Source organism: Planococcus faecalis, assembly GCF_002009235.1.
Taxonomy (GTDB): Bacteria; Bacillota; Bacilli; order Bacillales_A; family Planococcaceae; genus Planococcus; species Planococcus kocurii.
Genome location: NZ_CP019401.1, coordinates 2,137,953 through 2,159,806, shown reverse-complemented (window position 1 = coordinate 2,159,806; position 21,854 = coordinate 2,137,953). Strand labels below are relative to the sequence as shown.

Sequence of the window (21,854 nt, the reverse complement as noted above, 5' to 3'; positions counted from 1 at the left end):
TACAAAAAGGAGTGGGAAAGATGAAGCGTTCGGCAAAAGTTGGAAGTGCTTTAAATCGATTACTAGAAGGAGGGGAAGAGACTGGTGAACGAATAGCGTTGGATTTAAACGTTTCCCCGCAATTGATCAGTCATATCAAAAATGACCGACGTACTATGCAATCAGACATCGCCAAAGAATCAATTACTCTCTACGACAATCCGGAATACACGATGGATATTCTTTATGAATTTTCTGGTGGGATGACCTCACCAGTCTTACGTGGCAAGAATATTGAGCAGCATCGGCTAGCATTTAAGGCTAATGCAGCTAGAGAAATTGAAGAAGGTCTTGAGATGATTAAAAAGGTTTGCCTGGCCAAACCACCGAGCACACTGGATGCATACGAAAAAGAATCCGTTCTAACCATGATGGACGAATTGCTGGATGCGCGAATCCATATCGATAATCTGCTGATGCAAGTACAGATTGAATACAAAGTTTCTATTAAAGAAAGAATCAAATCATTAATCCCGAGATGGAAGGCGAAAGGATGGTTAGCATGATGGAATTCGGTGATCCGTTACACATCTTAGGCAGCATGGTTTTAGTTTCTTTTCTGAGCATGCTGGTCGGTACGCAATTAGGGACTTTTGAAAAAGAGCATGAAAAAACCGACTGACGGCTAGGTCAGACGGCGATTAAAGAGTTTCGATAACTCAAGTATAAGCGAGAGCACTGGCTCTCGTCAATAAGCTCAGGAGCGTTATTCCCCTTTCGTTCCTGGTCTTATTGATGGGATTCAAACCATCAGAAAGAGGTGAACAAATGATAACGCACGGTCAAGCAGCAATCAGTTTAGATGAGTTCGACCAATCACCTAAGATGCAACAGATTCTGTACATTTTGAAACGATCAATCGAACTTGGTAACAAATTTACTCTTTTTTCTTTTAATGAACTTGGCACGTCGAGAGAGGCAATTTTTATTATCACCCTATTGAACGCCAAAGGTTATGCGGTGGATATAGGTAATGATGAAATCATTGTGAAGGAGGAGAAAAGATAATGCGTAAAGTTGAAGATTTGCAGGAGTATCGAGACACCCAAAATCTGAAAGAACGCATGAAACGCTTGCCGGCAGTTTATCAATCCATCTTAGCAGGCAACATCGTAGATGAAGTTTGTTGGAGAGGTCCTGTTACACGCGAATTCTTGGAAGCGGAATTAGATTCTTTCGAAGGAGCTGAAAAAGAATGGCTAGTGAAACAAAAGCAGGTTTGATGGAAGTCTTCTGCGAAGGTTGTGGTTGTTTCATCGCTGCTGAAGCTGCAGGAAATCCACAAAAATGCGAAGACTGCTTTGAAAATGAATTAATCGATGCAGTTGAAAATAACGTTTGGCCGGATGGTATGACCTTCTCGGTTTGGCAGGATATCAAACAGAAGTATTCGGAGCCGGAAATTAGGCAGTAAAAAGAGCCAGCTATGCAACTAGCTGACTCAGGTCTTTAAGAAAAATATCGTATCTCAATACTATCAAAAAAATGGAGGAATCACAATGAGCGAACTATCAATGCAATTTAATGAACAGAACCAAGGTGGCGTTTTAGCCCAAGCAACAGCATCAAGAGAAATGGAAGAAGTAAAAGGTGCGATTTTCCTTGCTAAGCAATTCCCTCGGAACGTGTATCAAGCAGAACAACGCATCTTGGATTCATGTAAACGTCCAGCGCTAGCAGCAGTTGCTATGTACCAGTACCCAAGGGGTGGAACGAAGGTAACAGGTCCTTCAATTCGATTAGCAGAAGTGTTGGCGCAGAACTGGGGCAACTTGTCATTCGGGGTGAAGGAATTGGAGCAACGTAACGGAGAATCAATTGCCCTGGCTTATGCCTGGGACTTGGAAACCAACACACGCCAAGAAAAAGTATTCACGGTCAAGCATTCAATCAAAACCAAAACTGGCATGAAGGTGCTAGACGATCCACGTGATATTTACGAGTTAGTTGCCAATAACGGGTCTCGTCGAGTGCGAGCTTGCATCCTTGGCATTATTCCTGGAGACATCGTTGAGAAAGCTGTAGAGGAATGTGGTAAGACGTTGGCTGGCAACAACAAAGGACCGTTGAAAGATCGTATCGCCAAAGCCTTAAACGCATTCAAAGAACAGCATCGTGTAACACAGGAAATGATTGAAGACAAATTCGGTTACAACGCTGATTCATTTACAGAACACGATTTTGTGGAACTGATTAACATCTTCAACTCCATTAAAGACGGATTGAGCAAGTCGGATGATTGGTTCGATAAGAATGCCGGCAAGGATAAGAAGAGTGGACTTGCTGCATCGTTTGAGAAAGAAGAGAAGACCACTAAGAAGCCAAGTATTAAGGATTTAGATAAAGAAGAGGTGAAGTCAGATGGTGACAAGCCAAACGTTTCAACTGACAAGCGGTAATTATCATTCTACCGAAGCGAATCAACAATACTTTTCAGTTTCCCAATTCAAGCAGTTCAATCAGTGCAGCGCAAAGGCGATGGCTTTACTAAAGGGCGAGTTCATCCGCAAAGAGTCCAGTGCGCTGCTGGTTGGCTCTTATACACACGCGGCATTCGATACACCAGAAGAGTTTTCAAAGCTCCTAGAAGAGAACCAGGAGGCGATTTTTAACCGCAAAGGCGATAAATACGCTGACTTCAAAACTGCTGATGCCATGATTCAAACGATTCAAGATGATCCCTTTTCTATGTTCGCAATGGAAGGCGACAAGGAACAAATATTCACTGCCGAATTGTTCGGAGCTCCTTGGAAAATCAAAGTGGACTCCATCAATCACAGTCGGAAAACGTTTACGGATTTAAAGACTACCCAGAGCCTTTCTAAGCGTGCTTGGAGTACAAAGTATGAGATGTTCGTTTCCTTTGTCGAAGCGTGGGATTACGTTCTTCAAATGGCGATTTACCGCAAAGTAATCGAATTGAACACAGGGTTTACGTATAACCCGTATATTGTCGCTGTCACGAAAGAAGATCCGCCGGATAAAGCGGTCATTCACTTCGATACAGAGCGCTTCCAGTTTGAAATTGATTTCGTGGAAGCAGTAATGGAGAAGATGATCAGCGTCAAGAGTGGCGAAATAGCACCGACTCGCTGTGAACAATGCGACTACTGCCGTAGCACTAAGAAATTATCAAACTCGATTGAAATGGGCAGGCTTTTGGATTAGTGAAGTGTAGATAGAAAAGGGGCGGTTTTAATGATTCAATACATTTGTATTGAAAAACTAACGTTAAACAAATTGGACGAAAACGAGGAAATTGACGACAATAATTTTTTTGAAGTTGAAACGGGTTCATTGTGGGAAAAATGCCGTGGTGGAATGGGTGAAATTAGATTGGAAGGTTTAAACGAAAACGAATATGAATGGATGGAAATTTCAAAAGAAGTTTTTAAACATTATTTTAAGCCGCTTGAACAAATAGAAAAAGCAGATTAAACAGTTCGCACAAACGTTAGTTTAAGCATTCAGAGGGGAGTTGAGGAGCTCCCCTTCATTTTTACAGCAAGCACATTGAGGAGTGACAGAGGATGGCAAAGTTTAGAATGGTCGATACCGAATTTTGGAACGATCCGCAAGTACAGGAACAGTTTACACCGGAGGACAAATTGTTTTACTTATATCTCATGACGAACCCAGCCACTAAACAGATAGGCATCTACATCATTACGAAAAAGAAAATGGCTTTCGAGCTGGGATATTCCATCGAAACAATCAACGCACTCATGAACCGGTTTCAATCACATCACCAATTGATTGATTATGACGAAGAAACACGCGAAATCCTGTTGCTCAGATGGTCAGAAACTGCCTATCGGAAAGGCGGAAAGCCAGTAAATGACTTGGTCCTCTCGGAACTAGCACACGTTAAAAGAACCGACTGGATAGCTCGTATCGCGCCGTTAATCCCTATTGATTCGGTTCGTGCAGTGGTTCTGAACTATATGAAGCAAAAGAATATTTCATTGAGTAACGAATCGTATGACGAATCGTGCCACGAATCGTATGACGATACGCCGACAAGAACTAAGAAAGAAGAACTAAGAACTAAGAAAGAAGAATTAGAACAACAACAAGAACAACAAGAACAAGAACCAAAAGAAAAAACAGTTGTTGCTGCTGATGCTCCCGGTAAAGCATTTCGCTTCTATGAACAAAACATCAGTCACTTGGTACCGCATATTGCCGAACGAATTTCCATCATGATTGATGAATCATCTGAGGAGTTGGTTCATGAGGCATTGAAACGTTCAGTCGAAGGCAATGCACGAAACAAAATGAATTTTGCTGACAGCATCTTGAAATCATGGAGCGATCAGCGAATTACCACCTTGGCTGGTGTAGAAGCTGCTGATAAAGAATTCGAAAGACGGAAGCGAGGGAACTCGAATGGAACCACTTCAAAACATCATGCAGGATCTACTGACGAAGACTGGGACGGACTCTCACTCTGAAGGCGTTCAATGTCCTCACTGTAACGAAATCGTACCACCGTTAGAAATAGACGTCTTAGGAAAAACGCGATGGGTTCAACCTATCTGTAAATGTGAGGCTGAAATTCAAAAAGCCGAGCTTGAAACCTATAAAAATGCACAGCGAGAACGCGAAGTCCGCGAGTTGTTCTCTATTAGCGAATTAGGCAAACGGTTTGAGGAATCCGATTTTGCTAACTTCGACTCACGTCCAGGTGCAGAAAACGCAGAAAAGATTGCTCGATACTACGCTGACAACTTTGAAGAGTTCGGTCTTGAGTCCATCTTGCTATGGGGCGTGCCTGGAAACGGTAAATCACACTTAGCGGCTGCTGTTCATAATCAATTGCGAAAAAAAGGGAAAGTCGTCGTGTTCGTTTCGATGCCGGATCTCTTGAAGAAAATTAAGAATACCTTCGACAAAGGCAATACCGACAGCGAAGAACAAATATTAAAGGCACTGAACGTCTGCGATTTGCTAATCATTGATGATATTGGCGCAGAAAAAACAAGCGAATGGGTACAGGAAATTCTTTTCTTGATCATCGACAACCGATACCGCCGCAACAAACCGATTATGGCCACTTCCAATTTGGAACCCAAGTTTTTGGCAGAACAGATCGGCAAGCGTTCTTATGACCGCATTGTTGAAATTTCGCAATCGATTGAAAACAAAGCGACCAGTTACCGCCGGCAAATTGCCAAAGGACGTTTATCTAAGTTTGATCATCTACTACAAAACTAGGAGGAATCGAAATGAATAGATTACTCGACCAACTCATCTTAATTGCCGGTGCGTGGCAGGAGAATGAAGACCCAGTGATTGCAAGAAATTTCAGTGTGCTGTTTGAAGAGTTGAAGCAGCTGACTAATCTGGATCATGAGGCAGCGGTAGAACTTATCAATAATCATCGAGTGGTTAAAGTGGCTGCTTGATGCGAGATCAGTCGGATACATCGGATGGATTCCATGTCTAATATTTGATGGAAAATTGAAATGAAAAAGGAGAATGGATAATGCCAAATCATGTAACTAACAAATTAAAAATTATCGGAACTGACGAACAAGTTGCTGAAGTTCTTTATTTCATCAGCGTGGATAAAAAAGAACAAGACCAAAAGGTTTATGGTTTCGGAACAATTGATTTTAATAAAATTACTCCAATGCCGTTATGGGTTTATGGCAGCAAGCCAGAAGTAAGCGGAATACAGCAAAAAGATGAGGAAAAGTACGGTTCCGAAAACACTTGCCTTGAATGGGCCAGACGGAACTGGGGAACCAAGTGGAACGCATACTCTCAATCGGACGAAATAAGTACCGGTAATACAATTTATTTCGATACTGCATGGAACGGAGTCCCGGGCTTAATACGAAAGCTTGCTTGGATCTTTCCTAACGTTGAATTTGAGTATTGCTACGCCGATGAAGATTTTGGCCACAACGTTGGAGAATACACATTTAAAGACGCTGTAGTATTTGCAAATCTGCCTGTCGGTGGTTCGAAAGAAGCTTATGAACTTGCAATAAGCATTAAGGAAGAGCAACCGGATTGGTTAGTATTTAATGCCGAAATCGATAATTACGAATACAAGGATGACGAATAATGAAAAGCATCCGCTGGCGGAAAATAATCAAAGTCACTGAGTTTCATGCAACCAAACTGATGAACCAATATTACTGGAGCGAAAACGTCAGCATGCAATGGCCGACCGGTGGGCTGGGCGAGAAAAGAGAAATGGAAATTCTCGAAACCGTTCACTACTACGCAAATCTTATTGAACGTACATCGAAAATCGACATGTACCAGCATCCGAAAGAATGGGTGCAGGAACTAACTAATTTTACAGACTAGGAGAATGCTGAGTGATTAATCGAGTCATTCTAGTCGGAAGACTAACAAAAGATCCAGATTTAAAGTACACCGCCTCTGGTGCAGCAGTAGCCAGATTCACCTTGGCGGTCAACAGAACCTTCTCCAATGCAAACGGTGAGAAGGAAACAGACTTCATAAATTGTACGGTTTGGCGTAAACAAGCTGAGAACACTGCGAACTTCCTAAAGAAAGGGAGTCTCGCTGGTGTCGAAGGACGAATCCAAACCGGTAGCTATGAAGGGCAGGACGGCAAGCGTATCTATACGACTGAAGTCGTCTGTGATAGCGTGCAATTCTTAGAGCCTAAAAAGTCACAGCAGGGCGCACAGGGTGATTCATCACCGACAGCCCAACGAGAACCCAACGAAGAGGTAGAAAGCCATACAGGGAATCCTGATGACGATTTGCCCTTCTGATTTTTTTGCTCATTAACTGTCAATTTATTCTTCAAAAAACATGAGAACTAAATGTTTTTTTGGAAAAATTATTAAAACAGGAAGAAGGATGAGGAATGGGACATAAACATCGACATATTCACACTACCTTTTGGATTGAGGAACTCAAAAGCTATGGCATCCATGAAAGTCCAAATGGAGAAAGCCTCGAAAACATGGAGTACTACGATTTGCGTGCTTTGTTATTGAAAACACATTTGCGTTTAGACATCGAAACGAAAGTGAATGCTTGACTCTGATGAATCGGGGGAGAGAGTTACTTTTTTATCACATGGAAGAAGGAATTCCAGTGTGGCAGTTCGGACGATACCGATCTGCCGGAATTAAGCGGATGAAAGCGGAAGGTTGGCAATTAATTGACTGGATGAATGAGAAGGAGTGAGCTCGTTGGAAATCTATGAAGTTCCTGAGAATCAAACAGACATCTTTGAAATGTTAGCGTACATCGAAAAAGAAAAAGGTCAGACTGTGAAATGTCGAATGGAACCTTCTGACAAAATAATTGTGCGTTTGAACGAACACCATTTTGATAAGAAGCTTTCAGGCAAAGAATTCTTGGAGTGGCTCGAGTGGTCAGGCAAAAAGGAAGGCGACCTATTCAGCATTGAAGAATTTAGACGCGTCGAGAAAATGTTTATAGCTAGTCAATAGTTGAACGAAATGGAGGCATAAATAATGAGCGAAGCTGATGAAGTAGTTAGAACTATAAACATAATCCTTATTGATGACACCTTAGACTTGACTTCGAAAATGGAACGAATAGAAACGTTTATAGAGGTTTATATAAGCAATAACTCACAGTCAATGAGTGACATGATTTAAAACGATTCGACCATATTGTTGATAAGGAGATTGCTGATGGAGTATGTCATATATCAACATCAGTTAAAAAAATCAAATAAGGGTCAGCTGCCGGATGTTGTGACTGTTTACGTGTCGACGACATCCGACATCGGTTGGCATTTTGATTACACGACTGACGTCATGAAATCCTATCGTTTCGAGGAATTCGAATATGAAGACATGAAGTTTTATGCTCAATTGTTAGGGATGCAGCACAAACCCATTTTGTTAGAGTGAAAAAGGAGGCAAATGATGATTCTAATATTAAACGCAGCTGTACTATCGTTCTGGATCACATCAATCGTGGCTTTTGCTCAATGCTATAGACGATATTCAAAAGAGGAACGCGCACAGGCTACTGAAGCTGTGCGCAAAGATGAACGTAGCTTGTAAATCAAAGGGGGACCACATAATGAATTTGGATAAATTGTTTGAGGTGCAACGTGGATTGGATGCGGAGATTGAGAAGAATCATCCAACGGCAGCAGATGAAGATAGGTTGGCGAAACGGATATTGGCTTTGCAAGTGGAGTTGGGGGAATGTGCGAATGAGTGGCGTGGGTTTAAGTTTTGGAGTGCGAATCAAGAAGCGCGAACTAAAGTGCCGACAACTCTGCCAACACCGAAAAACTGGAATGTAGACACTGTGGAACGTAAATATAAAAATCCGCTGCTTGAAGAATATGTGGACTGTCTGCATTTTATCTTGTCGATTGGACTGCATTTAGGTTTTGAAGGACGGTCAATAGCCAGACTAAAAACTTTGCCGCAGTATAGCCTTATTGACCAATTTTTAGAAGTTGCAAATGATGTATTGGAACTTTATTACGCACTTGATTTCAGAGGCTATGAAAACTTGATGACTTCATTCGTGATTCTTGGCGAAATGCTCGGATTCACATGGGAACAAATCGAGACAGCTTACATGAAGAAGAACCAAATCAACTACCAGCGTCAAGATACAGGCTATTTATATGAATAAAAAACAAGCACAAATCAAACTCACAGCCATTCTAAGCAACCAAAAGACTGTGAGTGTAGCCAAACTTTCTAAACTACTGGAAGCATTGAAAACGGAACAGGAGATTGAATATTTAAAAGGGCGATTGAAGAAGAACGAGAAAACGATTAGTAAAATGAGTGCGGAAATCCATAAGCGGAAAGGACGCGTGGGATAAGTGAAATTAAAGTATCTGTTCACCATTCCATTAAAAACACTTTGGTACGGAGCTTTATGTCATTATCACGCTAATAAGGCTATTAAATTCGTAGACTATCATCATGTCCTTGGATACCACCGAGACATGGTGACATACTATCATCGCTTGGCATTTAATAAAGACCCAAAATTTAAAGGAGACAAATCATGAGTGAACAGGACCGCAATGAATTTATCGATGATTTAGTCAAAGCCACCAAGATTCGGCGCAGCTACTATGAAGGTCTCAGCAATGAACGACTACTGGAAGAGTGGGACAAGTTGGAATTGATTTATTAGGAGGCAAGAGAGTGAAAAAGCCAAGGTGGAGAAAAGTTATAAAAATTACCGAACGTCATGCCAGTCATTTGATGGACAAGTATTACTGCCATGAGCATTGTTTTATAACTACCGGACAAAGTTTGTTAAGTGAAACGGCAGAAATCGGATTACTTACAACGCTTCATAACTACAGCAATACCATTCATCGGCTTTCTAAAATAGAAATGAGTGAACATCCTAAAGAGTGGGTCAATGAATTATGGAATTTTGCAGATTAAAAAAACACATACAATTCATCTTATTGCTACTGGTCCTGGTCGCTATTGGAATACTGATGATGAATGTGTTTTCACAATAGAAAGGGAGCGAGTCATTGGAAACCATTAGCTTTGTCATTCACGGAGAAGCTCAAGCGCAAGGGAGACCAAGAGCCGGAAAGAGTTTTTCTGGCAAGACGGTTCTCTATGATCCGATTAATTCACGGGACTTTAAGCAGTATGTGAGGCTTGTCTCGTCACAATATAAGCCAGAGAAGCTATTAGAATGCCCTCTTTCGTTGGAATTGCATTTTTATAAGCAAATACCTGCGAGTTGGAGCAACAAAAAGAAAGAGAAGGCAATACGTGGTGAGTTATTGCCGGCTGTTAAAAGTGACATCGACAACTATGCGAAGTCTGTAATGGATGGGTTGAGTGGAATTATTTATACCGATGATAAATTGGTCTGCGAGTTGATCATGACGAAACGGTATTCAGAAAGTCCGCGGACGGAAGTCACGATAAAGCAAGCTAATTTTGAGGAGGAATAACGATGGATCAAGATGCATGTTTCAATTTCAAAATAACAACTACACATGGTGAAGTGCCGAATGGTCTGATTCCGGAATTCAACGGCATTATTTATTATATTCAAACCGATTTCGCTCAGACTAAACAAGAACATGAAGTCGCTGTTCAACTGGTCGTGGATCAGCTGTTAACCGAAGACGATGACAAGTACACTTCCTGGAAAGAAATTAAGCGAGAAATACTTATCTTCTCTCGCATGAGTCAAGTGACCTTGGTTTCTTTCAGAGTAAGGTACGTGTATTGATGAAACATTGTGGTATCTGTCATGAAAAGACGCACAAAGAAATTTGTTGGCGCTGTGATGAAAGAGCGCAAAGGATGAGAAGAGCCATAACCAAAAAATTGGGGGTGATTAAATGAATAAATACGAAGTCGCCATCAATCCAAACTTATCGATTCTAGTAGAAGCAAAAAAAGTCCATGTGAAAGCCGATAAGTCTTTGGTTTTCTATAATCCACAAAACAGCATAGGTGAACAATATTTATACGGCTCGGAAGTTGTTGCAGTATTTAATTCTAATGAATATTTATATTTTTTGAAGAAGTAAGCGACTGAGGATCGCTGTGATTTAAGAGTTTTGAGGAGGATGGGAATGGCAGCTAGAGACGAGGACATGATTGCAGAAGTGGATTTGATGAAAGACGCAGTGTATAGGGTGATGAACGGCAGGCTTCAAAAGCTGGACTCACCACCTACAGGATACGGAAAACAAGTAATAACTTGGCAAGATAATAAGCCATCCGTATGGGAATTGAGTTATACTGGTAAGTAGATAAATATTGCAAAAGTGCTACTGGAACAACCAGGGTGCTGAGTAAGGACACGAGAGGACGTGTCTTTGCTTGGCGCCCTTTTTTGTTTACCTAAAAGGAGTGAAGAGGATGAAAACTGACGAACAATTGCTAGTTACCTACATGTACGAGGAAGGCTATACCGAAGAGGATATGTATGACGAACATGTTGTAAAAAAGGCATTTAGATCTATAGATTTTCATGTTTTTAAAATGATGCCAAAAGTAAAATTGGCAGTTGTCGGCATCATTGCGGCATTCAAGAAAGTGGCAGAGGTCGTCAAATCTATTTGGTCATCAATTTCAACTGCGATAAAAGAAGTGAATGAATACACGAAATACCTTGAGCAAGCGAATTACACGAATTTCAGCATCCCTCCAATTGATTTCAAGAAGCGGCCTATCATTCGCCATCAGGTACTAAACAGAAAACCAAATCACATGATTCGAAAAATTATCCACTAAGGAGCTGGAAACTATGAGAACGATTCAGGAACAGCTTATTCAAAAAGGGTTCACAGATAGCCGAGAAGCTACGGGAGCAAGTCCGAATACAAAGACATTGCCAAAACCGAAAGAATCGCTCAGTAAAAGAGAATGGGCAGAAATCATGGGAAGCAATCAGCAAACATACAGACGTTCACGCGGCGGTGCAATTCGTCGGAATCGATAGGGGGAGCTCGCATGAATAAGTGGCAGGTTGAGGATTTATTAAAAGATTATCATTGGAAACTGCACAGCGTTAAAATCATGAGGGAATCCATGAATGAAGTTAACGTGAGCATGGTCGCGCAATATGGGCTGCAGGCAGCTATGCCCAAAGGAAGTGGAGATCCGAGTGATCCTATTTTGAAAGAAGTTGAACGTCGAGATGATCGTTGGAAGAAGATTCACGCATTCGAAAAGGATATCCAGCTCATCCAATCGAAACTGAAGAAGGTTGAAAACGAAAGAGAAGCCGAGGTTCTTCATTGGTTACTAGAAGGCAAAAGCATGCGCTGGATCGGGATGCACATGGGATTATCTCATACCCATATCCAACGGATTAAAGATGCGGTCATCCGGAATATGAGTGCCTAATGTTCCAAATGTGCCATAAGTTCTCTTTTTTCTGTTTTTGAAAATCCTTGATACACTGGAAGGCAGGTACGGGTAGGCAGGTCGTTCGAGTGACACGCCCGGATATGCAGTTAAAAAATACGAGATTAAGCCCCTTTTTTCACTAGGGCTTTGAGCATCTTCACTTGGAGGTGCTTTTTTTATGTCTAAAAACGAGGGCTGAGTGACTTTGAATGATCTAGTGAAACGCAAGAAGTCAGAAGTTCGTTATTGTGTTGGTCTTAGCAACAGCCAACTCTTGAATCTTTATTTTTTTCGCAATCGGCAATCGGTATTCGAAAAAGAGGCGAATGTCTGGAATGTTGCTATCATCATCTCGAATTCTCGTAAACAGGCGAATGACTGGTTCAATCACACGAGCAAACAAGATGATGAATTGATTACAGGCTCTTGTGGACTGGAAGGATTAAAGAAATCCTTGGATATCATCATACAGTTCAGAAATCAGCTGAAAAAGAACGAGTATCTGTTTGTTCGTCCGAGTGATGACAGACGAAAGAGCGCATATCGACGGTTAGTGAATTATGAATTTGAAGAATTGTATTTAGATGGCGAATTTCATACGTATGCTTCTTTGAATCCAGCGTATTGGGATTGGATTGATGATTAATTAGAGAGTCTTATTGAGGGGGCGGAGTTGATGTAGATGGTCAACTGGGAAAAGATACAGAGTGAATGGGAATCATCAAAGATTACTATCGCTGCATTAGCTGAAAAACATAACTTGAAGCTCGGTACGATAAAGAGCAGAAAGAGTCGTGAAGGTTGGTCGAGAGAACCTTCTGAAAAAGATGCAACTAAAAGGAAAAAGGTTGCATCTGTCAAAAAGGATGCAACTCCTAAGGAAGTCTTTATAGAGTCGGAAGGGTTAACCGATAAACAGAGGCTTTTTTGCATTTACTACATTAAGAGCTTTAACCAAACAATGGCAGCTATTAAAGCAGGTTATAGTCCGGACAGAGCGCATGTCACCGGAAGTGAGCTGGTAAGAAATCGTAAGGTTGGTGAAGAGATCAGAAGGCTCAAGGGCGAAATGAGACAAGGTCTCTTCATTGATGCTATGGATGTGCTTGAAAAATACATCAAGATTGCATTTGCTGACATTACGGATTATGTCCAGTTTGGCACAAGAGAGTCGCCAGCGGTCAATGTGGTTACGGGAGAAAGGCTTTTAGATGAAGACGGCGAACAGATTATGCAGCCATATACTTATTTAGATTTAGGTGATTCAAGTATGGTAGACGGTTCGCTTTTATCTGAGGTTAAGCAAGGTCGTGATGGAATATCCGTAAAGCTTGCTGACAAAATGAAAGCCTTAGAAATGCTCTCCAAGTACTTCGACCTGTTATCTGAAAACGATAAGAAACAGCTGCAGGAAGAAAAACTAAAAGTTGATATTGCTAAAGGAAATGCTGAAATTGAAAAGCTGAGTGACGATAACGACGATGGCCCAATCGAAATCATGATTAGCCGAAAGGGTGGTCGCTGATGGTCGCTATCCAAAAGGAAGTAAATCCTCATTTCGAAGATTTCTTGTTTGACTGGAATCAGAAGTTTCAGTTCTTAGTTGGTGGTTACGGATCTAGCAAGAGTTACCATGCAGCATTCAAATTGATTCTAAAGCTGCTGGAAGAGAAACGGACCGCTCTGGTGGTGAGGGAAGTCTATGACACGCACAGAGACTCGACGTTCTCATTGCTGACGGAAATAATTGAAGACTTGGGGTTGAGTCACAGAATCCGCTCCGTGTCTTCACCGATGCAGATACGCTTCCCTAACGGCTCGAAGATTATCTTCAAAGGGATGGACAAAACAGCCAAGCTGAAATCCATCAACAACATTTCAATTATCTGGATTGAGGAATGTTCAGAGGTTAAATACGCAGGATTTAAAGAGCTGCTTGGACGGTTACGGCATCCGACACTTGATCTACACATGATACTTTCAACAAATCCTGTGAGTGAAAGCAACTGGACATTTAAGTATTTCTTCAAGGATGTCAGAAACAAGTTGTTGGTCCTTGACGACAGAGAACTTTATAAACGCCGCACAATCGTCGTGGGCAACACGTATTATCACCATTCGACAGCAGACGACAATCTTTTCCTTCCAGAAAGCTACGTGGAGCAGCTGGATGAATTGCAAGCCTTTGACCCTGATTTGTATCGAATTGCTCGTCAAGGACAGTTCGGCATTAATGGGGTGAGAGTGTTCCCACAATTCAAAGTGAAACCACACGCTGAAGTGATGGCAGAGATTCCGAAAATCAGACGGCCGCTCCGGAGAACCGGAATGGACTTCGGCTTTCAGACTTCTTATAACGCATTAGTGCGAATGGTGGTTGATCGCGAGAAACAGATCCTTTACATCTTTGAGGAATACTACAAGAATCGGCAGACCGATGATGTGACGGTTGAAGATTTAAAACACTTGAAGCGAGAGAATATAAAGGGCGATCCAGCCGAACCAAAGACCATTGCTTATTTCAACAAGAGCGGGTTCCGAATGGAAGGCGCCGATAAATTCGCCGGTTCTCGATTGCAATACACCAAAAAAGTGAAACGATTCAAACAGATTATCTGTTCGGATGCTTGTCACAATACGATATATGAATTAGAAGACTTGACATTCAAAGTCAATAAGAACGACGAGGTTGTTGAAGATGACTTTTCTATTGATCCACATACGTTATCGGCCATATGGTATGGCTTAGATGATTACGAAGTTGCCGATTTAAAGGGCGACTCAGTATATAGCAGTGCGAGGGGGTATTAAAACGTGATTGATTGGACAGAATGGAATGACTCAATAGTAAAGAAAGCGCATGGCGATATTTTTAATTTCAGAAAGTTGTATAACGGTACACACATTGAACTATTCCCTCGCGCGAAACGGCTGATAGATGAGCAAGAAGCCTATGACGCTGACGACATCGATGGGAAGACCTCTCCAAATGTTAAGACGCCTTATATCATTGCAAACTTGGCTAAGCCTATTTGTGAGATACCAGCAAACTACGTGAGCCGCTCTATTGGCGCTGTGAAATCATCGGTTCCATTTAATGAGCGGACGCAAGAGCAAAGTGATGTAGATGATGTGATTGAAGGACCGCAAGGAGATTCAGTCAATAACCGAGTTGACGACATTCAACAGGAAGTTATCAATCAAATCACTAAAAATAGCCGGTTGCAGTTCAAGCATTGGCAAAACATTGTGCAGCACCAGGTAGATGGTGGCATTGTTGGCGTTCCAATATTAGACCACATCGGCATCCGTATTGATTTTAAAAAGCGCGATCTTTATTTTCCGCATGAAGACGGTTTAGGCGTGGATCTCTCTTACTTTAAAAAGGTAGGAGACAAAGAATATCTACATGTCTACCGGGAGCGGGTTGAGATTGATGAAACGGATGACAGCCGCTCATTGGTGACAATGAATCTGCTCTACGAAATCGGCAAGGATACGAAAACTTCTCTTGTTGATGAAGAAGAGACCAAAAAGATTCTGGGTATGAATGAGTTGGTATCCGTTTACGAAGGACGCTCCACAACGTTTATCATGTTTTGGTCTAACGACCCGACCTTTGATGCACCACTTGGCAGGAGCGTACTGCAAGGGCAATTCAGCAGGCAAGATGAAATCAACTGGACACTGACCAAAGCTTCTTCCATTTTCACAAAGAATGGCGAACCCAAGATTGCTGTTTCGAAAGAGATATTCGACGCCGCTCAAGATAAGTCGTATGAACAGTATGGAAAAGACGGGGTGATTGACCATCGCGACTTCAACATCATCACCTACGATAAAAACGGCAAGGCTCTTGAGCTTATTCAATTAGATACAACAAAGATTGGGAATATGGAGTGGGTAAGGTCGTTGCAACGTGACATGTTAGCTGAAACGCGAACCAGTGAGAAGGCAGTCGATCTCTTCTCTGAAGGTAGTGGTGCGCAATCGGGTGAAGCGAAATGGTACGACCTCTTGACCTCGATTATGAAAGCAGAACAAATTCGGGATGAATACATCGTGTTCCTAAAAGAATTGTATGAATCAGCCTTATGGTTGGTCCATAACAAAGAAAAAGTAATGCTACCCGCAGGAGTAGAGCCGCGCCTCATTATTGAGGAGCCTGATATCGAAACAAAAGAAATGATTCCTTATAGCCGTAAAGAATTGGTTACGGAAAATAATGATGCATTCACTAAGGGCACACAGTCCTTAGAAACCACTTTGCGAAACCTAAACCCTCAAGCCAGTGATGAATGGATTGAGCGGGAACTGGAACGCTTAGAGCAAGCGGAAGATGTTGCTTACCCTGTTGAGGCAGGTGAAGCTAAGTGATTGATAACGAAGCTATCCAAGAGGAACTAGAAGCCCAGCAGGAGCCAGATGGAATCGGGGCGTTAGAAGCCGCGTTACTGGCTGCTCTTTTGCTGAGCACAACTGATCTATATACCGATTTCGATAATGGCGAAGGATTGAACATGAATCGAGGAAAACGTAAAAAAAACTTTTTCTCTCGCATCATGGGCATTGTTGCAAATCATTATGTAAATGTTTCCGCTCTGGTCGAAGGGAATGCGAAAGAGGCGTTCGAGTCAGCTTACGAGAAGTTCGTGGAAACATACGAAGAAGAGTTGGAACTGCCGCTGATTCAAACATTGACCACAGGAATGGTCGCTAACGCTTTTGAAGCGGGATTTCCGTTATCAAAAACGATGGCTCATAACAAAAAGATCACAACGAACATACTTCGTCGTACATTCCAGGAGTCATTTCGTCAGAACGAACCCTTACCCGAAGTAACTAGACGCGTTTCAGAAGTTGTCCGCAATGATGCCCAGCGAGTGCGAACAGTGGTACAGGAAGAGGCAGCTCGTATGCAGAACCAAGCGCAGACAGAGAGCGTGGTGCAGGCTGAGAAGCAGGGCGTCGATGTCGATGTAATCTGGAATTCTATGCGCGACAAAAAGGTGAGGAAAGCGCATCAAGAATTGAACGGCCAGAAAGCAGATGCTGACGGTTGGTTCTATGTTGATGGCGACAAAGCCAAGCATCCACACGGCTTTTCTAGAATTGGGTTAAACATTCGTTGTCGCTGTTACTTAGAAATCAGAGGCGTGAATGTAGCGGACTCCGAAACTGCTAGAGCGTTGAATTCTGCTGAGAGTAGTAGTGCAAGACGTGAAGAGTGGGAACGTCGGAGAGCGTTGGCTAAGGAACGTGCAAGAGGGGATATTTCTTAGGCATCCAATAGGGTGTCTTTTTTATGTTCTGAGAAAGGGATGAGCATATGGCGAAAGTAGAAATCAAGAAAAGAGAAGACGTTTCTAATTCTGCGAATAAATCTGACGGTTTAATATTTTTCGATTATCAAATATTGGTCGATGGAATTGAAATTGACAAGATGACAGGCATCAACTTAAACATGGATGCTTCAGAAATAAACTCCTGTACCTTAAGTTTCCTAGTGGATGATTTGCAGGTCGATGCAGAATTCGTTTCAGCTTTGCAAGCTCAACTAGAAGAACGGAAGGCGTGAGGATATGGGTGACACGACACTTTTAGTAGTTAATGGGAGCAATATGCTATTTAATAACTACGAAACGATTTCATATGAACAAGTTTTAAAGTTGTTAGGCATTAAGGATACTAAAAACTTCTCTGTTGTATACACCAGGGGCAAAAATAATTCAAAAGGTGGATTAAGTCGCGGTGAAAGTGTTGAAGTTGTCGATTTTATGCGTTTCAACGTAGACAGAACCACTAATAATTGAAATACGTTATCGAAAGGTGGTGATGGATCATGGAAACACCGGAAAAAATAACGGTGGTAACAGACAGCGGAGAAGTAGTTGCTTCAATCTCTTTTAAAGAAGGTAACGCAATCATTGCGGATGGATATCGAGTTCTTGGATATGACAAAGATTGAAAGGATGTGATCCATCATCTGCCGGCTCAGGCTTACGAGCAAATAGATTGGAGAGGGTGAACGATTTGAAAGATAAGACACTAGTAATTTGGATGGAAAACGGAACAACTTGTTTTTTCGAACGTGTCAAAATTCTTAAAGAATCAGCGAACAGTATTACTTTCGAATATTTCGGTGTCTCTACACAAACAAAACGAGAAGCGACGTTTTGTAAACATAAAATCGCAGGATATGCAATCGAGATTTAAACTATCGGGATTATTGACATAGTGCGCTTTCCCTAACTTTGGTGTAATGGGGTCAATCCAGAAGCTTTCTTGGTAAGGTCTTTTTTTCTTGGTCCATATCCGCGATCGGGACCCTAAACTTCGTGAGTATTGGTTCCTGCACCTTACGCAGAGGAGGTAACAACATGAAATTTTATTACACAATTTACGTTTGGCTTGTAGCCGTGATTCAAAACCTTTTTGAAGGCGACCTTCCCGCTCCAATGGAAGAGGGAAAAGTGCGGCCGCTCCGACTCGACCTTCAATTCTTTGCGGATGACGATGATGATGCGGATGACGACGATAGTGATGATTCAGGTGATGACGATGACGACGACATTGACCTAGAAGAATTATTGAAATCGAATCCGAAAGCTAAAGCGAAGTATGAAGTGTTACTGAAAACACAACTCGATAAGCGTTTGAAGAAATTCAAGGGCGTGGATCCCGCGGAATACCGTCGCTTAAAGGCGGAGCGGGACAAATTGGATGAAAAAGGTGACGGCGGTGACGATTCGGACACGTCGAAAGTAAATGAAAAAGTCCTGAAAGCCGAAGCCCGCGAGAAGCGAGCTGTTGCAAAAGAGTTCGCCATTGATGAAGGTATCGATCCCGTCTTGTTTGTGAAATTCATAAACCTGAAAGAAGTTGAGTTGGATGAAGACGGCGAGCCGTTGAACTTGGATGAATTGTTGGAAGATTTACAAGAAGGCAAGTACGCAAAGTACTTCACTGCTGCAGTCGATGACGATGAGGACGAAAAGGAGCAAGCGGCGAAGAAGAAAAAAGCGAGTTATGTTCCTGGCAGCATGCAAAAAGGCAATAAAAAGAAAAAAGTTGATGCCTATTCTGCTGGAGCGGAACGAGCGAAGCAACGACATTCAAAAGGAGATGACAAGTAATGAATTTACAACCACGTACAGATTCAATTACGGTTCAAAAAGAAATTCTGAAAACTACGCAAGGTCAAGTATTTAAAGTCGGTGGACTGACACTTGACAGCACAGCATTTGCAGCTGGAGTCGTACCAGCAGGAACGCCGGTATCTGTTCCAATCGCAGGAGGCAAAGCTATTTCTTGGACTGACTTGGCAACAGATGTTATTCCATATGTAACTACGCATGATGTATCTGTGAAAACTGGTTCAGATGCACTCGTCGGTGGATACGAAGAAGCTTATTTAGATAAAACAAAAGTGACACTAACACCAGCATTCATTACAGCAGCCGGAAGCCGTTACAAACTACGCTAAGGAAAATTAGAGGAGGAAAAATAAATGCCATTAACATTAGAAGAATTTCAACGCGAACAATTTCAGGGGTATGTAGAAAACGTCCCACCGGCACGCCGTCGCCTATTGGCTACCCATATGCCAAACGATACGACATTTGATGTAGATTTCTCTTATGGAGTAGCTACAGGTAAATATTCACGCGCTGCCAGCATTACAGCATGGAACGCAGGAGCTCCACTCCGGGATAAAGCAGGAATTGGCGTTGCTTATGGTTCGGTATCTAAAATTCAGCACGGTTTCAAATTGGACGAAAAAGAACTGATCAAATTTAATCGTCCCCGCTCTGATGGTGAACGTTCTGCCGTTATCGATTATGTTTACAACGAAACAGACGACCTAATTGAAGGTGTACTTGATACAGAAGAATTCTTCCGTGCTGCTGCTATCTATAAAGGTCGTTTAGAATTCGTTGAAAACGACATTGACCTAAATGTGGATTTCTTGATTCCTGCAGAAAACAAACTAACGGCTACTGCTGATTGGGCAACTCTAGCAACCGCTACACCACTGGCTGACCTGCAAGCGGCTGTGAAGCGATTTAAGGCAGCTAACCGTGGACAGGCGCCAGCTATCATGCACATGTCGGGAGCGGCTGAGTCAAACTTGTTGCAGAACGAACAAATCAAATCGCAAATTTATGGTTCTCCGACAGATCGCCGCATTTTAACATCTGCGGATATTCGCAACGTTTTCACAGCTTTGTCATTACCAGATTACATGGTGACGGATGAAATGGTTGATGTTGGAAATGGCGAAGAGCGTCTATTGCCAGAAGACCGCATCGTATTGATTGGCAACAGTCTCGGCAAGCTATTACTTGGACCAACCGTTGAAAATAACTACCAACCAGGCGTTTACGTTGTGCCGGAAATCAAAGCGACGAATCCGCCACAACAGGCTGTATTTGTAGGCGAAACGGCTTTCCCTGCATTGAAAAATCCAACCGCTATCGTTTGGTTGGATGTATAAGAAAACAAAGTGAGCGTCTATTGCAGGCGCTTTTTTCTATTTTAATTTTAAGGAGGAAAATAAATGCCGAAATATACATCAAATGCACAGCTTGTACATCGCGGTTCAGTAGTTGGGCCGGAGAAAGAAATTGAGTTAACCGTTGAACAAGCAAAACGCCTTGGCGACAAGGTAACTGCTGTTGAGGTAGAGAAAAAAGATTCTCTATCGGACAAAACAGTTCCAGAACTCAAAGAAGTCGCTAAAGACTTAGAAATTGAAGACTTTGATGGCCTGAAGAAAGCCGAACTGATTCAAGCAATTGAAGAAAAACAAAAAGTCGAAGCCTAATCCGCTCCGGCTTTTTTAATTGGAGGTGATCGGCATGATGGACTTTGCTAAAACGGATGCCTATCTGCTGAGATTGTCCGGTGCCGAGAACTATAAGGCGCTGACGCCAGTGGAGAAAGAAGAATTTGTCTTTACCGCTTATGAACGGTTGTCGCTGTATTACGCCGAATCCATGCTGACCCCTAAAGTCGTTGCGTTACAAACGCTCTACATGACGAAAAGTGCGAGTGTAGATGGGGAAGAAGGAGTGGCGTTACAAAACATCCGAAAAGCTGGAGCTAAATCCTACAGCTTAGAAGGTGTATCGGTGACATTCGATGATAACGCAACAGGTGATGGCATTGCACCAGATGTACTAGCCTATTTCGAATTGTTAGAGAGCCAGAAGAGTCGTGCCAGGGTGGGGAGATTAGTATGATCATCGTCGACAATCAAACCATTGCCCTGAAACGGATTACTGCTTGGGACAAGTACAAGGAGCCGCTTGCTTATATGACCTATGAGTTAAGTGCGCGCGTAACCAATCAAATCCAACGGACTACGAATCAAGCTGGAAAAGAAGTCATTACGAACTTAACGATTTCGATTCGTGCTGCTGAACTAAAACGTTCTGAAGCGTTACAAGTCTTGTATTCAGATGAATTTTCATTCGTTGATGAGTTTGGAAATGAAACAAGGCGTGTGCCGCAAAATATATCACCTGCTAGAGGCTTCAGTGGTTCCTCTTCTTTTGTAAGGATTGCCATATGACGAACTTAGAAAATGGACCGTTATTTAGACAGTTGCTACTTAAAACGCCATCTGATATTACGGATGGCGCGATAAACGGTCTGCATGAAGCCTTGGACGATTGGGTGAAGCGGGCACGTCCGAAAGCGCCGGAAGACATCGGGTTTTTGCGCTCCGAAATGAAAACACAAATCGACATCGGAAAGTTTGAAGGAACATTGCTATCGAATTCATACAAACGGGGATTTAACTACGCTTATTTCTTGCACGAGGTCGGCTCCAGAAGAGGATATAGGCCAAAGAAAGCGGGCACTTCTCTTACTTGGCTAGAAGACACGATGGATGAAGCGAGGTCCCGAGATATCGTTGAACGCGAAATCGAAAGGAATCTGGACACTAAGTGGAGGTGAGGA

44 protein-coding genes are annotated in these 21,854 nt (G+C 42.3%); all 44 read left to right on the top strand.

Going from position 1 to position 21,854, the window contains the following annotated elements; genetic code table 11:
• Positions 1-20 precede the first annotated feature (20 nt).
• The 44 genes from AJGP001_RS10960 (at position 21) to AJGP001_RS10760 (ending at position 21,851) form a co-directional block, all read left to right on the top strand.
• Positions 21-545: a hypothetical protein gene (locus AJGP001_RS10960; protein WP_078080545.1), complete on the top strand. Its 525-nt coding sequence runs from the start codon at positions 21-23 to the stop codon at positions 543-545.
• Positions 546-807: 262 nt separating this feature from the next.
• The gene (locus AJGP001_RS10955; protein WP_071154178.1) at positions 808-1,047 is read left to right on the top strand and encodes a hypothetical protein; all 240 of its coding nucleotides are present in this window, start codon (positions 808-810) and stop codon (positions 1,045-1,047) included.
• Entirely contained in the window at positions 1,047-1,262 is a 216-nt protein-coding gene (locus tag AJGP001_RS10950; RefSeq protein ID WP_071154179.1) for a hypothetical protein, read from the top strand. Before AJGP001_RS10955 ends, AJGP001_RS10950 begins: the two co-directional genes overlap by 1 nt.
• The gene (locus tag AJGP001_RS10945) at positions 1,235-1,453 is read left to right on the top strand and encodes a hypothetical protein (protein WP_071154180.1); all 219 of its coding nucleotides are present in this window, start codon (positions 1,235-1,237) and stop codon (positions 1,451-1,453) included. Before AJGP001_RS10950 ends, AJGP001_RS10945 begins: the two co-directional genes overlap by 28 nt.
• 85 nt (positions 1,454-1,538) lie before the next feature.
• The gene (locus AJGP001_RS10940; RefSeq protein WP_078080544.1) at positions 1,539-2,438 is read left to right on the top strand and encodes a hypothetical protein; all 900 of its coding nucleotides are present in this window, start codon (positions 1,539-1,541) and stop codon (positions 2,436-2,438) included.
• Positions 2,401-3,207: a PD-(D/E)XK nuclease-like domain-containing protein gene (locus AJGP001_RS10935; protein ID WP_078080543.1), complete on the top strand. Its 807-nt coding sequence runs from the start codon at positions 2,401-2,403 to the stop codon at positions 3,205-3,207. Before AJGP001_RS10940 ends, AJGP001_RS10935 begins: the two co-directional genes overlap by 38 nt.
• Positions 3,208-3,237: 30 nt before the next feature.
• Positions 3,238-3,477 (top strand): hypothetical protein, encoded by a 240-nt coding sequence (locus AJGP001_RS10930; RefSeq protein WP_071154182.1) that lies wholly within the window; start codon positions 3,238-3,240, stop codon positions 3,475-3,477.
• Positions 3,478-3,569: 92 nt separating this feature from the next.
• Positions 3,570-4,493: a DnaD domain-containing protein gene (locus AJGP001_RS10925; protein WP_071154183.1), complete on the top strand. Its 924-nt coding sequence runs from the start codon at positions 3,570-3,572 to the stop codon at positions 4,491-4,493.
• Positions 4,429-5,256, top strand: coding sequence for an ATP-binding protein (locus tag AJGP001_RS10920; protein ID WP_078080542.1), 828 nt, complete (start codon positions 4,429-4,431; stop codon positions 5,254-5,256). Before AJGP001_RS10925 ends, AJGP001_RS10920 begins: the two co-directional genes overlap by 65 nt.
• Positions 5,257-5,267: 11 nt before the next feature.
• Positions 5,268-5,447 (top strand): hypothetical protein, encoded by a 180-nt coding sequence (locus tag AJGP001_RS10915; protein ID WP_071154184.1) that lies wholly within the window; start codon positions 5,268-5,270, stop codon positions 5,445-5,447.
• An 80-nt stretch (positions 5,448-5,527) separates the two neighbouring features.
• The gene (locus tag AJGP001_RS10910) at positions 5,528-6,115 is read left to right on the top strand and encodes a DUF1281 family ferredoxin-like fold protein (protein WP_071154185.1); all 588 of its coding nucleotides are present in this window, start codon (positions 5,528-5,530) and stop codon (positions 6,113-6,115) included.
• On the top strand, positions 6,115-6,363 hold the full coding sequence (locus AJGP001_RS10905) for a hypothetical protein (protein WP_071154186.1): 249 nt from the start codon (positions 6,115-6,117) through the stop codon (positions 6,361-6,363). Before AJGP001_RS10910 ends, AJGP001_RS10905 begins: the two co-directional genes overlap by 1 nt.
• Positions 6,364-6,374: 11 nt before the next feature.
• On the top strand, positions 6,375-6,800 hold the full coding sequence (gene ssb / locus AJGP001_RS10900; protein ID WP_071154187.1) for a single-stranded DNA-binding protein: 426 nt from the start codon (positions 6,375-6,377) through the stop codon (positions 6,798-6,800).
• A 95-nt stretch (positions 6,801-6,895) separates the two neighbouring features.
• Positions 6,896-7,072 (top strand): hypothetical protein, encoded by a 177-nt coding sequence (locus AJGP001_RS17540; protein ID WP_169835272.1) that lies wholly within the window; start codon positions 6,896-6,898, stop codon positions 7,070-7,072.
• 154 nt (positions 7,073-7,226) lie between these two features.
• Entirely contained in the window at positions 7,227-7,490 is a 264-nt protein-coding gene (locus AJGP001_RS10895; RefSeq protein WP_071154188.1) for a hypothetical protein, read from the top strand.
• Between the two features lie 207 nt (positions 7,491-7,697).
• Entirely contained in the window at positions 7,698-7,919 is a 222-nt protein-coding gene (locus AJGP001_RS10890) for a hypothetical protein (RefSeq protein ID WP_071154189.1), read from the top strand.
• Between the two features lie 15 nt (positions 7,920-7,934).
• Complete coding sequence (locus AJGP001_RS17535; protein ID WP_169835271.1) at positions 7,935-8,075, top strand: hypothetical protein; 141 nt, start codon at positions 7,935-7,937, stop codon at positions 8,073-8,075.
• Between the two features lie 19 nt (positions 8,076-8,094).
• A complete protein-coding gene (locus AJGP001_RS10885; protein WP_071154190.1) occupies positions 8,095-8,664 on the top strand; it encodes a dUTP diphosphatase in 570 nt (189 codons plus the stop codon).
• Positions 8,657-8,860, top strand: coding sequence for a hypothetical protein (locus AJGP001_RS10880; RefSeq protein WP_071154191.1), 204 nt, complete (start codon positions 8,657-8,659; stop codon positions 8,858-8,860). Before AJGP001_RS10885 ends, AJGP001_RS10880 begins: the two co-directional genes overlap by 8 nt.
• A gap of 188 nt (positions 8,861-9,048) precedes the next feature.
• Entirely contained in the window at positions 9,049-9,180 is a 132-nt protein-coding gene (locus AJGP001_RS17730; protein WP_256204364.1) for a hypothetical protein, read from the top strand.
• A gap of 11 nt (positions 9,181-9,191) precedes the next feature.
• On the top strand, positions 9,192-9,440 hold the full coding sequence (locus AJGP001_RS10870; protein WP_071154193.1) for a hypothetical protein: 249 nt from the start codon (positions 9,192-9,194) through the stop codon (positions 9,438-9,440).
• A 95-nt stretch (positions 9,441-9,535) separates the two neighbouring features.
• A complete protein-coding gene (locus AJGP001_RS10865) occupies positions 9,536-9,970 on the top strand; it encodes a RusA family crossover junction endodeoxyribonuclease (RefSeq protein WP_071154194.1) in 435 nt (144 codons plus the stop codon).
• A gap of 2 nt (positions 9,971-9,972) precedes the next feature.
• The gene (locus AJGP001_RS10860; RefSeq protein WP_071154195.1) at positions 9,973-10,254 is read left to right on the top strand and encodes a hypothetical protein; all 282 of its coding nucleotides are present in this window, start codon (positions 9,973-9,975) and stop codon (positions 10,252-10,254) included.
• 112 nt (positions 10,255-10,366) lie between these two features.
• Positions 10,367-10,558 carry a hypothetical protein gene (locus AJGP001_RS10855; protein ID WP_071154196.1) on the top strand — a complete coding sequence of 64 codons (192 nt, stop codon included), beginning with the start codon at positions 10,367-10,369 and terminating at the stop codon, positions 10,556-10,558.
• Positions 10,559-10,603: 45 nt separating this feature from the next.
• Positions 10,604-10,783, top strand: coding sequence for a DUF3954 domain-containing protein (locus tag AJGP001_RS10850; protein WP_071154197.1), 180 nt, complete (start codon positions 10,604-10,606; stop codon positions 10,781-10,783).
• A 109-nt stretch (positions 10,784-10,892) separates the two neighbouring features.
• Positions 10,893-11,267 carry a hypothetical protein gene (locus AJGP001_RS10845; protein ID WP_071154198.1) on the top strand — a complete coding sequence of 125 codons (375 nt, stop codon included), beginning with the start codon at positions 10,893-10,895 and terminating at the stop codon, positions 11,265-11,267.
• Between the two features lie 13 nt (positions 11,268-11,280).
• Positions 11,281-11,475, top strand: coding sequence for a hypothetical protein (locus tag AJGP001_RS10840; protein ID WP_071154199.1), 195 nt, complete (start codon positions 11,281-11,283; stop codon positions 11,473-11,475).
• Positions 11,476-11,486: 11 nt separating this feature from the next.
• Positions 11,487-11,882: a helix-turn-helix transcriptional regulator gene (locus AJGP001_RS10835; protein WP_071154200.1), complete on the top strand. Its 396-nt coding sequence runs from the start codon at positions 11,487-11,489 to the stop codon at positions 11,880-11,882.
• Positions 11,883-12,084: 202 nt separating this feature from the next.
• Positions 12,085-12,531 carry a hypothetical protein gene (locus AJGP001_RS10830; protein ID WP_071154201.1) on the top strand — a complete coding sequence of 149 codons (447 nt, stop codon included), beginning with the start codon at positions 12,085-12,087 and terminating at the stop codon, positions 12,529-12,531.
• Between the two features lie 36 nt (positions 12,532-12,567).
• The gene (locus AJGP001_RS10825) at positions 12,568-13,410 is read left to right on the top strand and encodes a terminase small subunit (protein WP_071154202.1); all 843 of its coding nucleotides are present in this window, start codon (positions 12,568-12,570) and stop codon (positions 13,408-13,410) included.
• Positions 13,410-14,696, top strand: a complete 1,287-nt coding sequence (locus tag AJGP001_RS10820) for a PBSX family phage terminase large subunit (RefSeq protein WP_071154203.1) — start codon at positions 13,410-13,412, stop codon at positions 14,694-14,696. The genes AJGP001_RS10825 and AJGP001_RS10820 overlap by 1 nt, the downstream gene beginning before the upstream one ends.
• Positions 14,697-14,699: 3 nt before the next feature.
• Positions 14,700-16,262: a hypothetical protein gene (locus AJGP001_RS10815; RefSeq protein ID WP_071154204.1), complete on the top strand. Its 1,563-nt coding sequence runs from the start codon at positions 14,700-14,702 to the stop codon at positions 16,260-16,262.
• Entirely contained in the window at positions 16,259-17,167 is a 909-nt protein-coding gene (locus tag AJGP001_RS10810; protein WP_071154205.1) for a phage minor head protein, read from the top strand. Before AJGP001_RS10815 ends, AJGP001_RS10810 begins: the two co-directional genes overlap by 4 nt.
• 47 nt (positions 17,168-17,214) lie before the next feature.
• Positions 17,215-17,463 (top strand): hypothetical protein, encoded by a 249-nt coding sequence (locus AJGP001_RS10805; RefSeq protein WP_071154206.1) that lies wholly within the window; start codon positions 17,215-17,217, stop codon positions 17,461-17,463.
• A 4-nt stretch (positions 17,464-17,467) separates the two neighbouring features.
• Positions 17,468-17,698: a multiubiquitin domain-containing protein gene (locus tag AJGP001_RS10800; RefSeq protein ID WP_071154207.1), complete on the top strand. Its 231-nt coding sequence runs from the start codon at positions 17,468-17,470 to the stop codon at positions 17,696-17,698.
• A gap of 29 nt (positions 17,699-17,727) precedes the next feature.
• Complete coding sequence (locus tag AJGP001_RS17725) at positions 17,728-17,853, top strand: hypothetical protein (RefSeq protein WP_256204365.1); 126 nt, start codon at positions 17,728-17,730, stop codon at positions 17,851-17,853.
• Positions 17,854-17,918: 65 nt separating this feature from the next.
• Positions 17,919-18,101, top strand: coding sequence for a hypothetical protein (locus AJGP001_RS10795; RefSeq protein ID WP_078080541.1), 183 nt, complete (start codon positions 17,919-17,921; stop codon positions 18,099-18,101).
• A gap of 164 nt (positions 18,102-18,265) precedes the next feature.
• The gene (locus AJGP001_RS10790) at positions 18,266-19,021 is read left to right on the top strand and encodes a hypothetical protein (protein WP_078080540.1); all 756 of its coding nucleotides are present in this window, start codon (positions 18,266-18,268) and stop codon (positions 19,019-19,021) included.
• On the top strand, positions 19,021-19,371 hold the full coding sequence (locus AJGP001_RS10785; RefSeq protein ID WP_071154210.1) for a hypothetical protein: 351 nt from the start codon (positions 19,021-19,023) through the stop codon (positions 19,369-19,371). The genes AJGP001_RS10790 and AJGP001_RS10785 overlap by 1 nt, the downstream gene beginning before the upstream one ends.
• Positions 19,372-19,395: 24 nt before the next feature.
• Entirely contained in the window at positions 19,396-20,382 is a 987-nt protein-coding gene (locus AJGP001_RS10780; RefSeq protein WP_078080539.1) for a major capsid protein, read from the top strand.
• A 63-nt stretch (positions 20,383-20,445) separates the two neighbouring features.
• Positions 20,446-20,712, top strand: a complete 267-nt coding sequence (locus tag AJGP001_RS10775; RefSeq protein ID WP_071154213.1) for a Rho termination factor N-terminal domain-containing protein — start codon at positions 20,446-20,448, stop codon at positions 20,710-20,712.
• Positions 20,713-20,746: 34 nt separating this feature from the next.
• Positions 20,747-21,130 (top strand): hypothetical protein, encoded by a 384-nt coding sequence (locus AJGP001_RS10770; RefSeq protein ID WP_078080538.1) that lies wholly within the window; start codon positions 20,747-20,749, stop codon positions 21,128-21,130.
• Positions 21,127-21,462 (top strand): hypothetical protein, encoded by a 336-nt coding sequence (locus AJGP001_RS10765; protein WP_078080537.1) that lies wholly within the window; start codon positions 21,127-21,129, stop codon positions 21,460-21,462. The genes AJGP001_RS10770 and AJGP001_RS10765 overlap by 4 nt, the downstream gene beginning before the upstream one ends.
• Entirely contained in the window at positions 21,459-21,851 is a 393-nt protein-coding gene (locus AJGP001_RS10760) for a hypothetical protein (RefSeq protein ID WP_078080536.1), read from the top strand. Before AJGP001_RS10765 ends, AJGP001_RS10760 begins: the two co-directional genes overlap by 4 nt.
• Positions 21,852-21,854 lie beyond the last annotated feature (3 nt).

What these genes read in the sequence shown, in the direction of transcription:
- AJGP001_RS10910 (WP_071154185.1), top strand. Translation starts at nt 5,528, where the DNA reads ATGCCAAATCATGTAACTAACAAATTAAAAATTATCGGAACTGACGAA.
- AJGP001_RS10960 (WP_078080545.1), top strand. Translation starts at nt 21, where the DNA reads ATGAAGCGTTCGGCAAAAGTTGGAAGTGCTTTAAATCGATTACTAGAA.
- AJGP001_RS10940 (WP_078080544.1), top strand. Translation starts at nt 1,539, where the DNA reads ATGAGCGAACTATCAATGCAATTTAATGAACAGAACCAAGGTGGCGTT.
- AJGP001_RS10765 (WP_078080537.1), top strand. Translation starts at nt 21,127, where the DNA reads ATGATCATCGTCGACAATCAAACCATTGCCCTGAAACGGATTACTGCT.
- AJGP001_RS10950 (WP_071154179.1), top strand. Translation starts at nt 1,047, where the DNA reads ATGCGTAAAGTTGAAGATTTGCAGGAGTATCGAGACACCCAAAATCTG.
- AJGP001_RS10790 (WP_078080540.1), top strand. Translation starts at nt 18,266, where the DNA reads ATGAAATTTTATTACACAATTTACGTTTGGCTTGTAGCCGTGATTCAA.
- AJGP001_RS10805 (WP_071154206.1), top strand. Translation starts at nt 17,215, where the DNA reads ATGGCGAAAGTAGAAATCAAGAAAAGAGAAGACGTTTCTAATTCTGCG.
- AJGP001_RS10845 (WP_071154198.1), top strand. Translation starts at nt 10,893, where the DNA reads ATGAAAACTGACGAACAATTGCTAGTTACCTACATGTACGAGGAAGGC.
- AJGP001_RS10935 (WP_078080543.1), top strand. Translation starts at nt 2,401, where the DNA reads ATGGTGACAAGCCAAACGTTTCAACTGACAAGCGGTAATTATCATTCT.
- AJGP001_RS10915 (WP_071154184.1), top strand. Translation starts at nt 5,268, where the DNA reads ATGAATAGATTACTCGACCAACTCATCTTAATTGCCGGTGCGTGGCAG.
- AJGP001_RS10880 (WP_071154191.1), top strand. Translation starts at nt 8,657, where the DNA reads ATGAATAAAAAACAAGCACAAATCAAACTCACAGCCATTCTAAGCAAC.
- AJGP001_RS10780 (WP_078080539.1), top strand. Translation starts at nt 19,396, where the DNA reads ATGCCATTAACATTAGAAGAATTTCAACGCGAACAATTTCAGGGGTAT.
- AJGP001_RS10770 (WP_078080538.1), top strand. Translation starts at nt 20,747, where the DNA reads ATGATGGACTTTGCTAAAACGGATGCCTATCTGCTGAGATTGTCCGGT.
- AJGP001_RS10920 (WP_078080542.1), top strand. Translation starts at nt 4,429, where the DNA reads ATGGAACCACTTCAAAACATCATGCAGGATCTACTGACGAAGACTGGG.
- AJGP001_RS10785 (WP_071154210.1), top strand. Translation starts at nt 19,021, where the DNA reads ATGAATTTACAACCACGTACAGATTCAATTACGGTTCAAAAAGAAATT.
- AJGP001_RS10760 (WP_078080536.1), top strand. Translation starts at nt 21,459, where the DNA reads ATGACGAACTTAGAAAATGGACCGTTATTTAGACAGTTGCTACTTAAA.
- AJGP001_RS10925 (WP_071154183.1), top strand. Translation starts at nt 3,570, where the DNA reads ATGGCAAAGTTTAGAATGGTCGATACCGAATTTTGGAACGATCCGCAA.
- AJGP001_RS10825 (WP_071154202.1), top strand. Translation starts at nt 12,568, where the DNA reads ATGGTCAACTGGGAAAAGATACAGAGTGAATGGGAATCATCAAAGATT.
- AJGP001_RS17725 (WP_256204365.1), top strand. Translation starts at nt 17,728, where the DNA reads ATGGAAACACCGGAAAAAATAACGGTGGTAACAGACAGCGGAGAAGTA.
- AJGP001_RS10850 (WP_071154197.1), top strand. Translation starts at nt 10,604, where the DNA reads ATGGCAGCTAGAGACGAGGACATGATTGCAGAAGTGGATTTGATGAAA.
- AJGP001_RS10905 (WP_071154186.1), top strand. Translation starts at nt 6,115, where the DNA reads ATGAAAAGCATCCGCTGGCGGAAAATAATCAAAGTCACTGAGTTTCAT.
- AJGP001_RS10885 (WP_071154190.1), top strand. Translation starts at nt 8,095, where the DNA reads ATGAATTTGGATAAATTGTTTGAGGTGCAACGTGGATTGGATGCGGAG.
- AJGP001_RS10945 (WP_071154180.1), top strand. Translation starts at nt 1,235, where the DNA reads ATGGCTAGTGAAACAAAAGCAGGTTTGATGGAAGTCTTCTGCGAAGGT.
- AJGP001_RS10835 (WP_071154200.1), top strand. Translation starts at nt 11,487, where the DNA reads ATGAATAAGTGGCAGGTTGAGGATTTATTAAAAGATTATCATTGGAAA.
- AJGP001_RS10840 (WP_071154199.1), top strand. Translation starts at nt 11,281, where the DNA reads ATGAGAACGATTCAGGAACAGCTTATTCAAAAAGGGTTCACAGATAGC.
- AJGP001_RS10930 (WP_071154182.1), top strand. Translation starts at nt 3,238, where the DNA reads ATGATTCAATACATTTGTATTGAAAAACTAACGTTAAACAAATTGGAC.
- AJGP001_RS17730 (WP_256204364.1), top strand. Translation starts at nt 9,049, where the DNA reads ATGAGTGAACAGGACCGCAATGAATTTATCGATGATTTAGTCAAAGCC.
- AJGP001_RS10855 (WP_071154196.1), top strand. Translation starts at nt 10,367, where the DNA reads ATGAATAAATACGAAGTCGCCATCAATCCAAACTTATCGATTCTAGTA.
- AJGP001_RS10860 (WP_071154195.1), top strand. Translation starts at nt 9,973, where the DNA reads ATGGATCAAGATGCATGTTTCAATTTCAAAATAACAACTACACATGGT.
- AJGP001_RS17535 (WP_169835271.1), top strand. Translation starts at nt 7,935, where the DNA reads ATGATTCTAATATTAAACGCAGCTGTACTATCGTTCTGGATCACATCA.
- AJGP001_RS10820 (WP_071154203.1), top strand. Translation starts at nt 13,410, where the DNA reads ATGGTCGCTATCCAAAAGGAAGTAAATCCTCATTTCGAAGATTTCTTG.
- AJGP001_RS10890 (WP_071154189.1), top strand. Translation starts at nt 7,698, where the DNA reads ATGGAGTATGTCATATATCAACATCAGTTAAAAAAATCAAATAAGGGT.
- AJGP001_RS17540 (WP_169835272.1), top strand. Translation starts at nt 6,896, where the DNA reads ATGGGACATAAACATCGACATATTCACACTACCTTTTGGATTGAGGAA.
- AJGP001_RS10955 (WP_071154178.1), top strand. Translation starts at nt 808, where the DNA reads ATGATAACGCACGGTCAAGCAGCAATCAGTTTAGATGAGTTCGACCAA.
- AJGP001_RS10800 (WP_071154207.1), top strand. Translation starts at nt 17,468, where the DNA reads ATGGGTGACACGACACTTTTAGTAGTTAATGGGAGCAATATGCTATTT.
- AJGP001_RS10775 (WP_071154213.1), top strand. Translation starts at nt 20,446, where the DNA reads ATGCCGAAATATACATCAAATGCACAGCTTGTACATCGCGGTTCAGTA.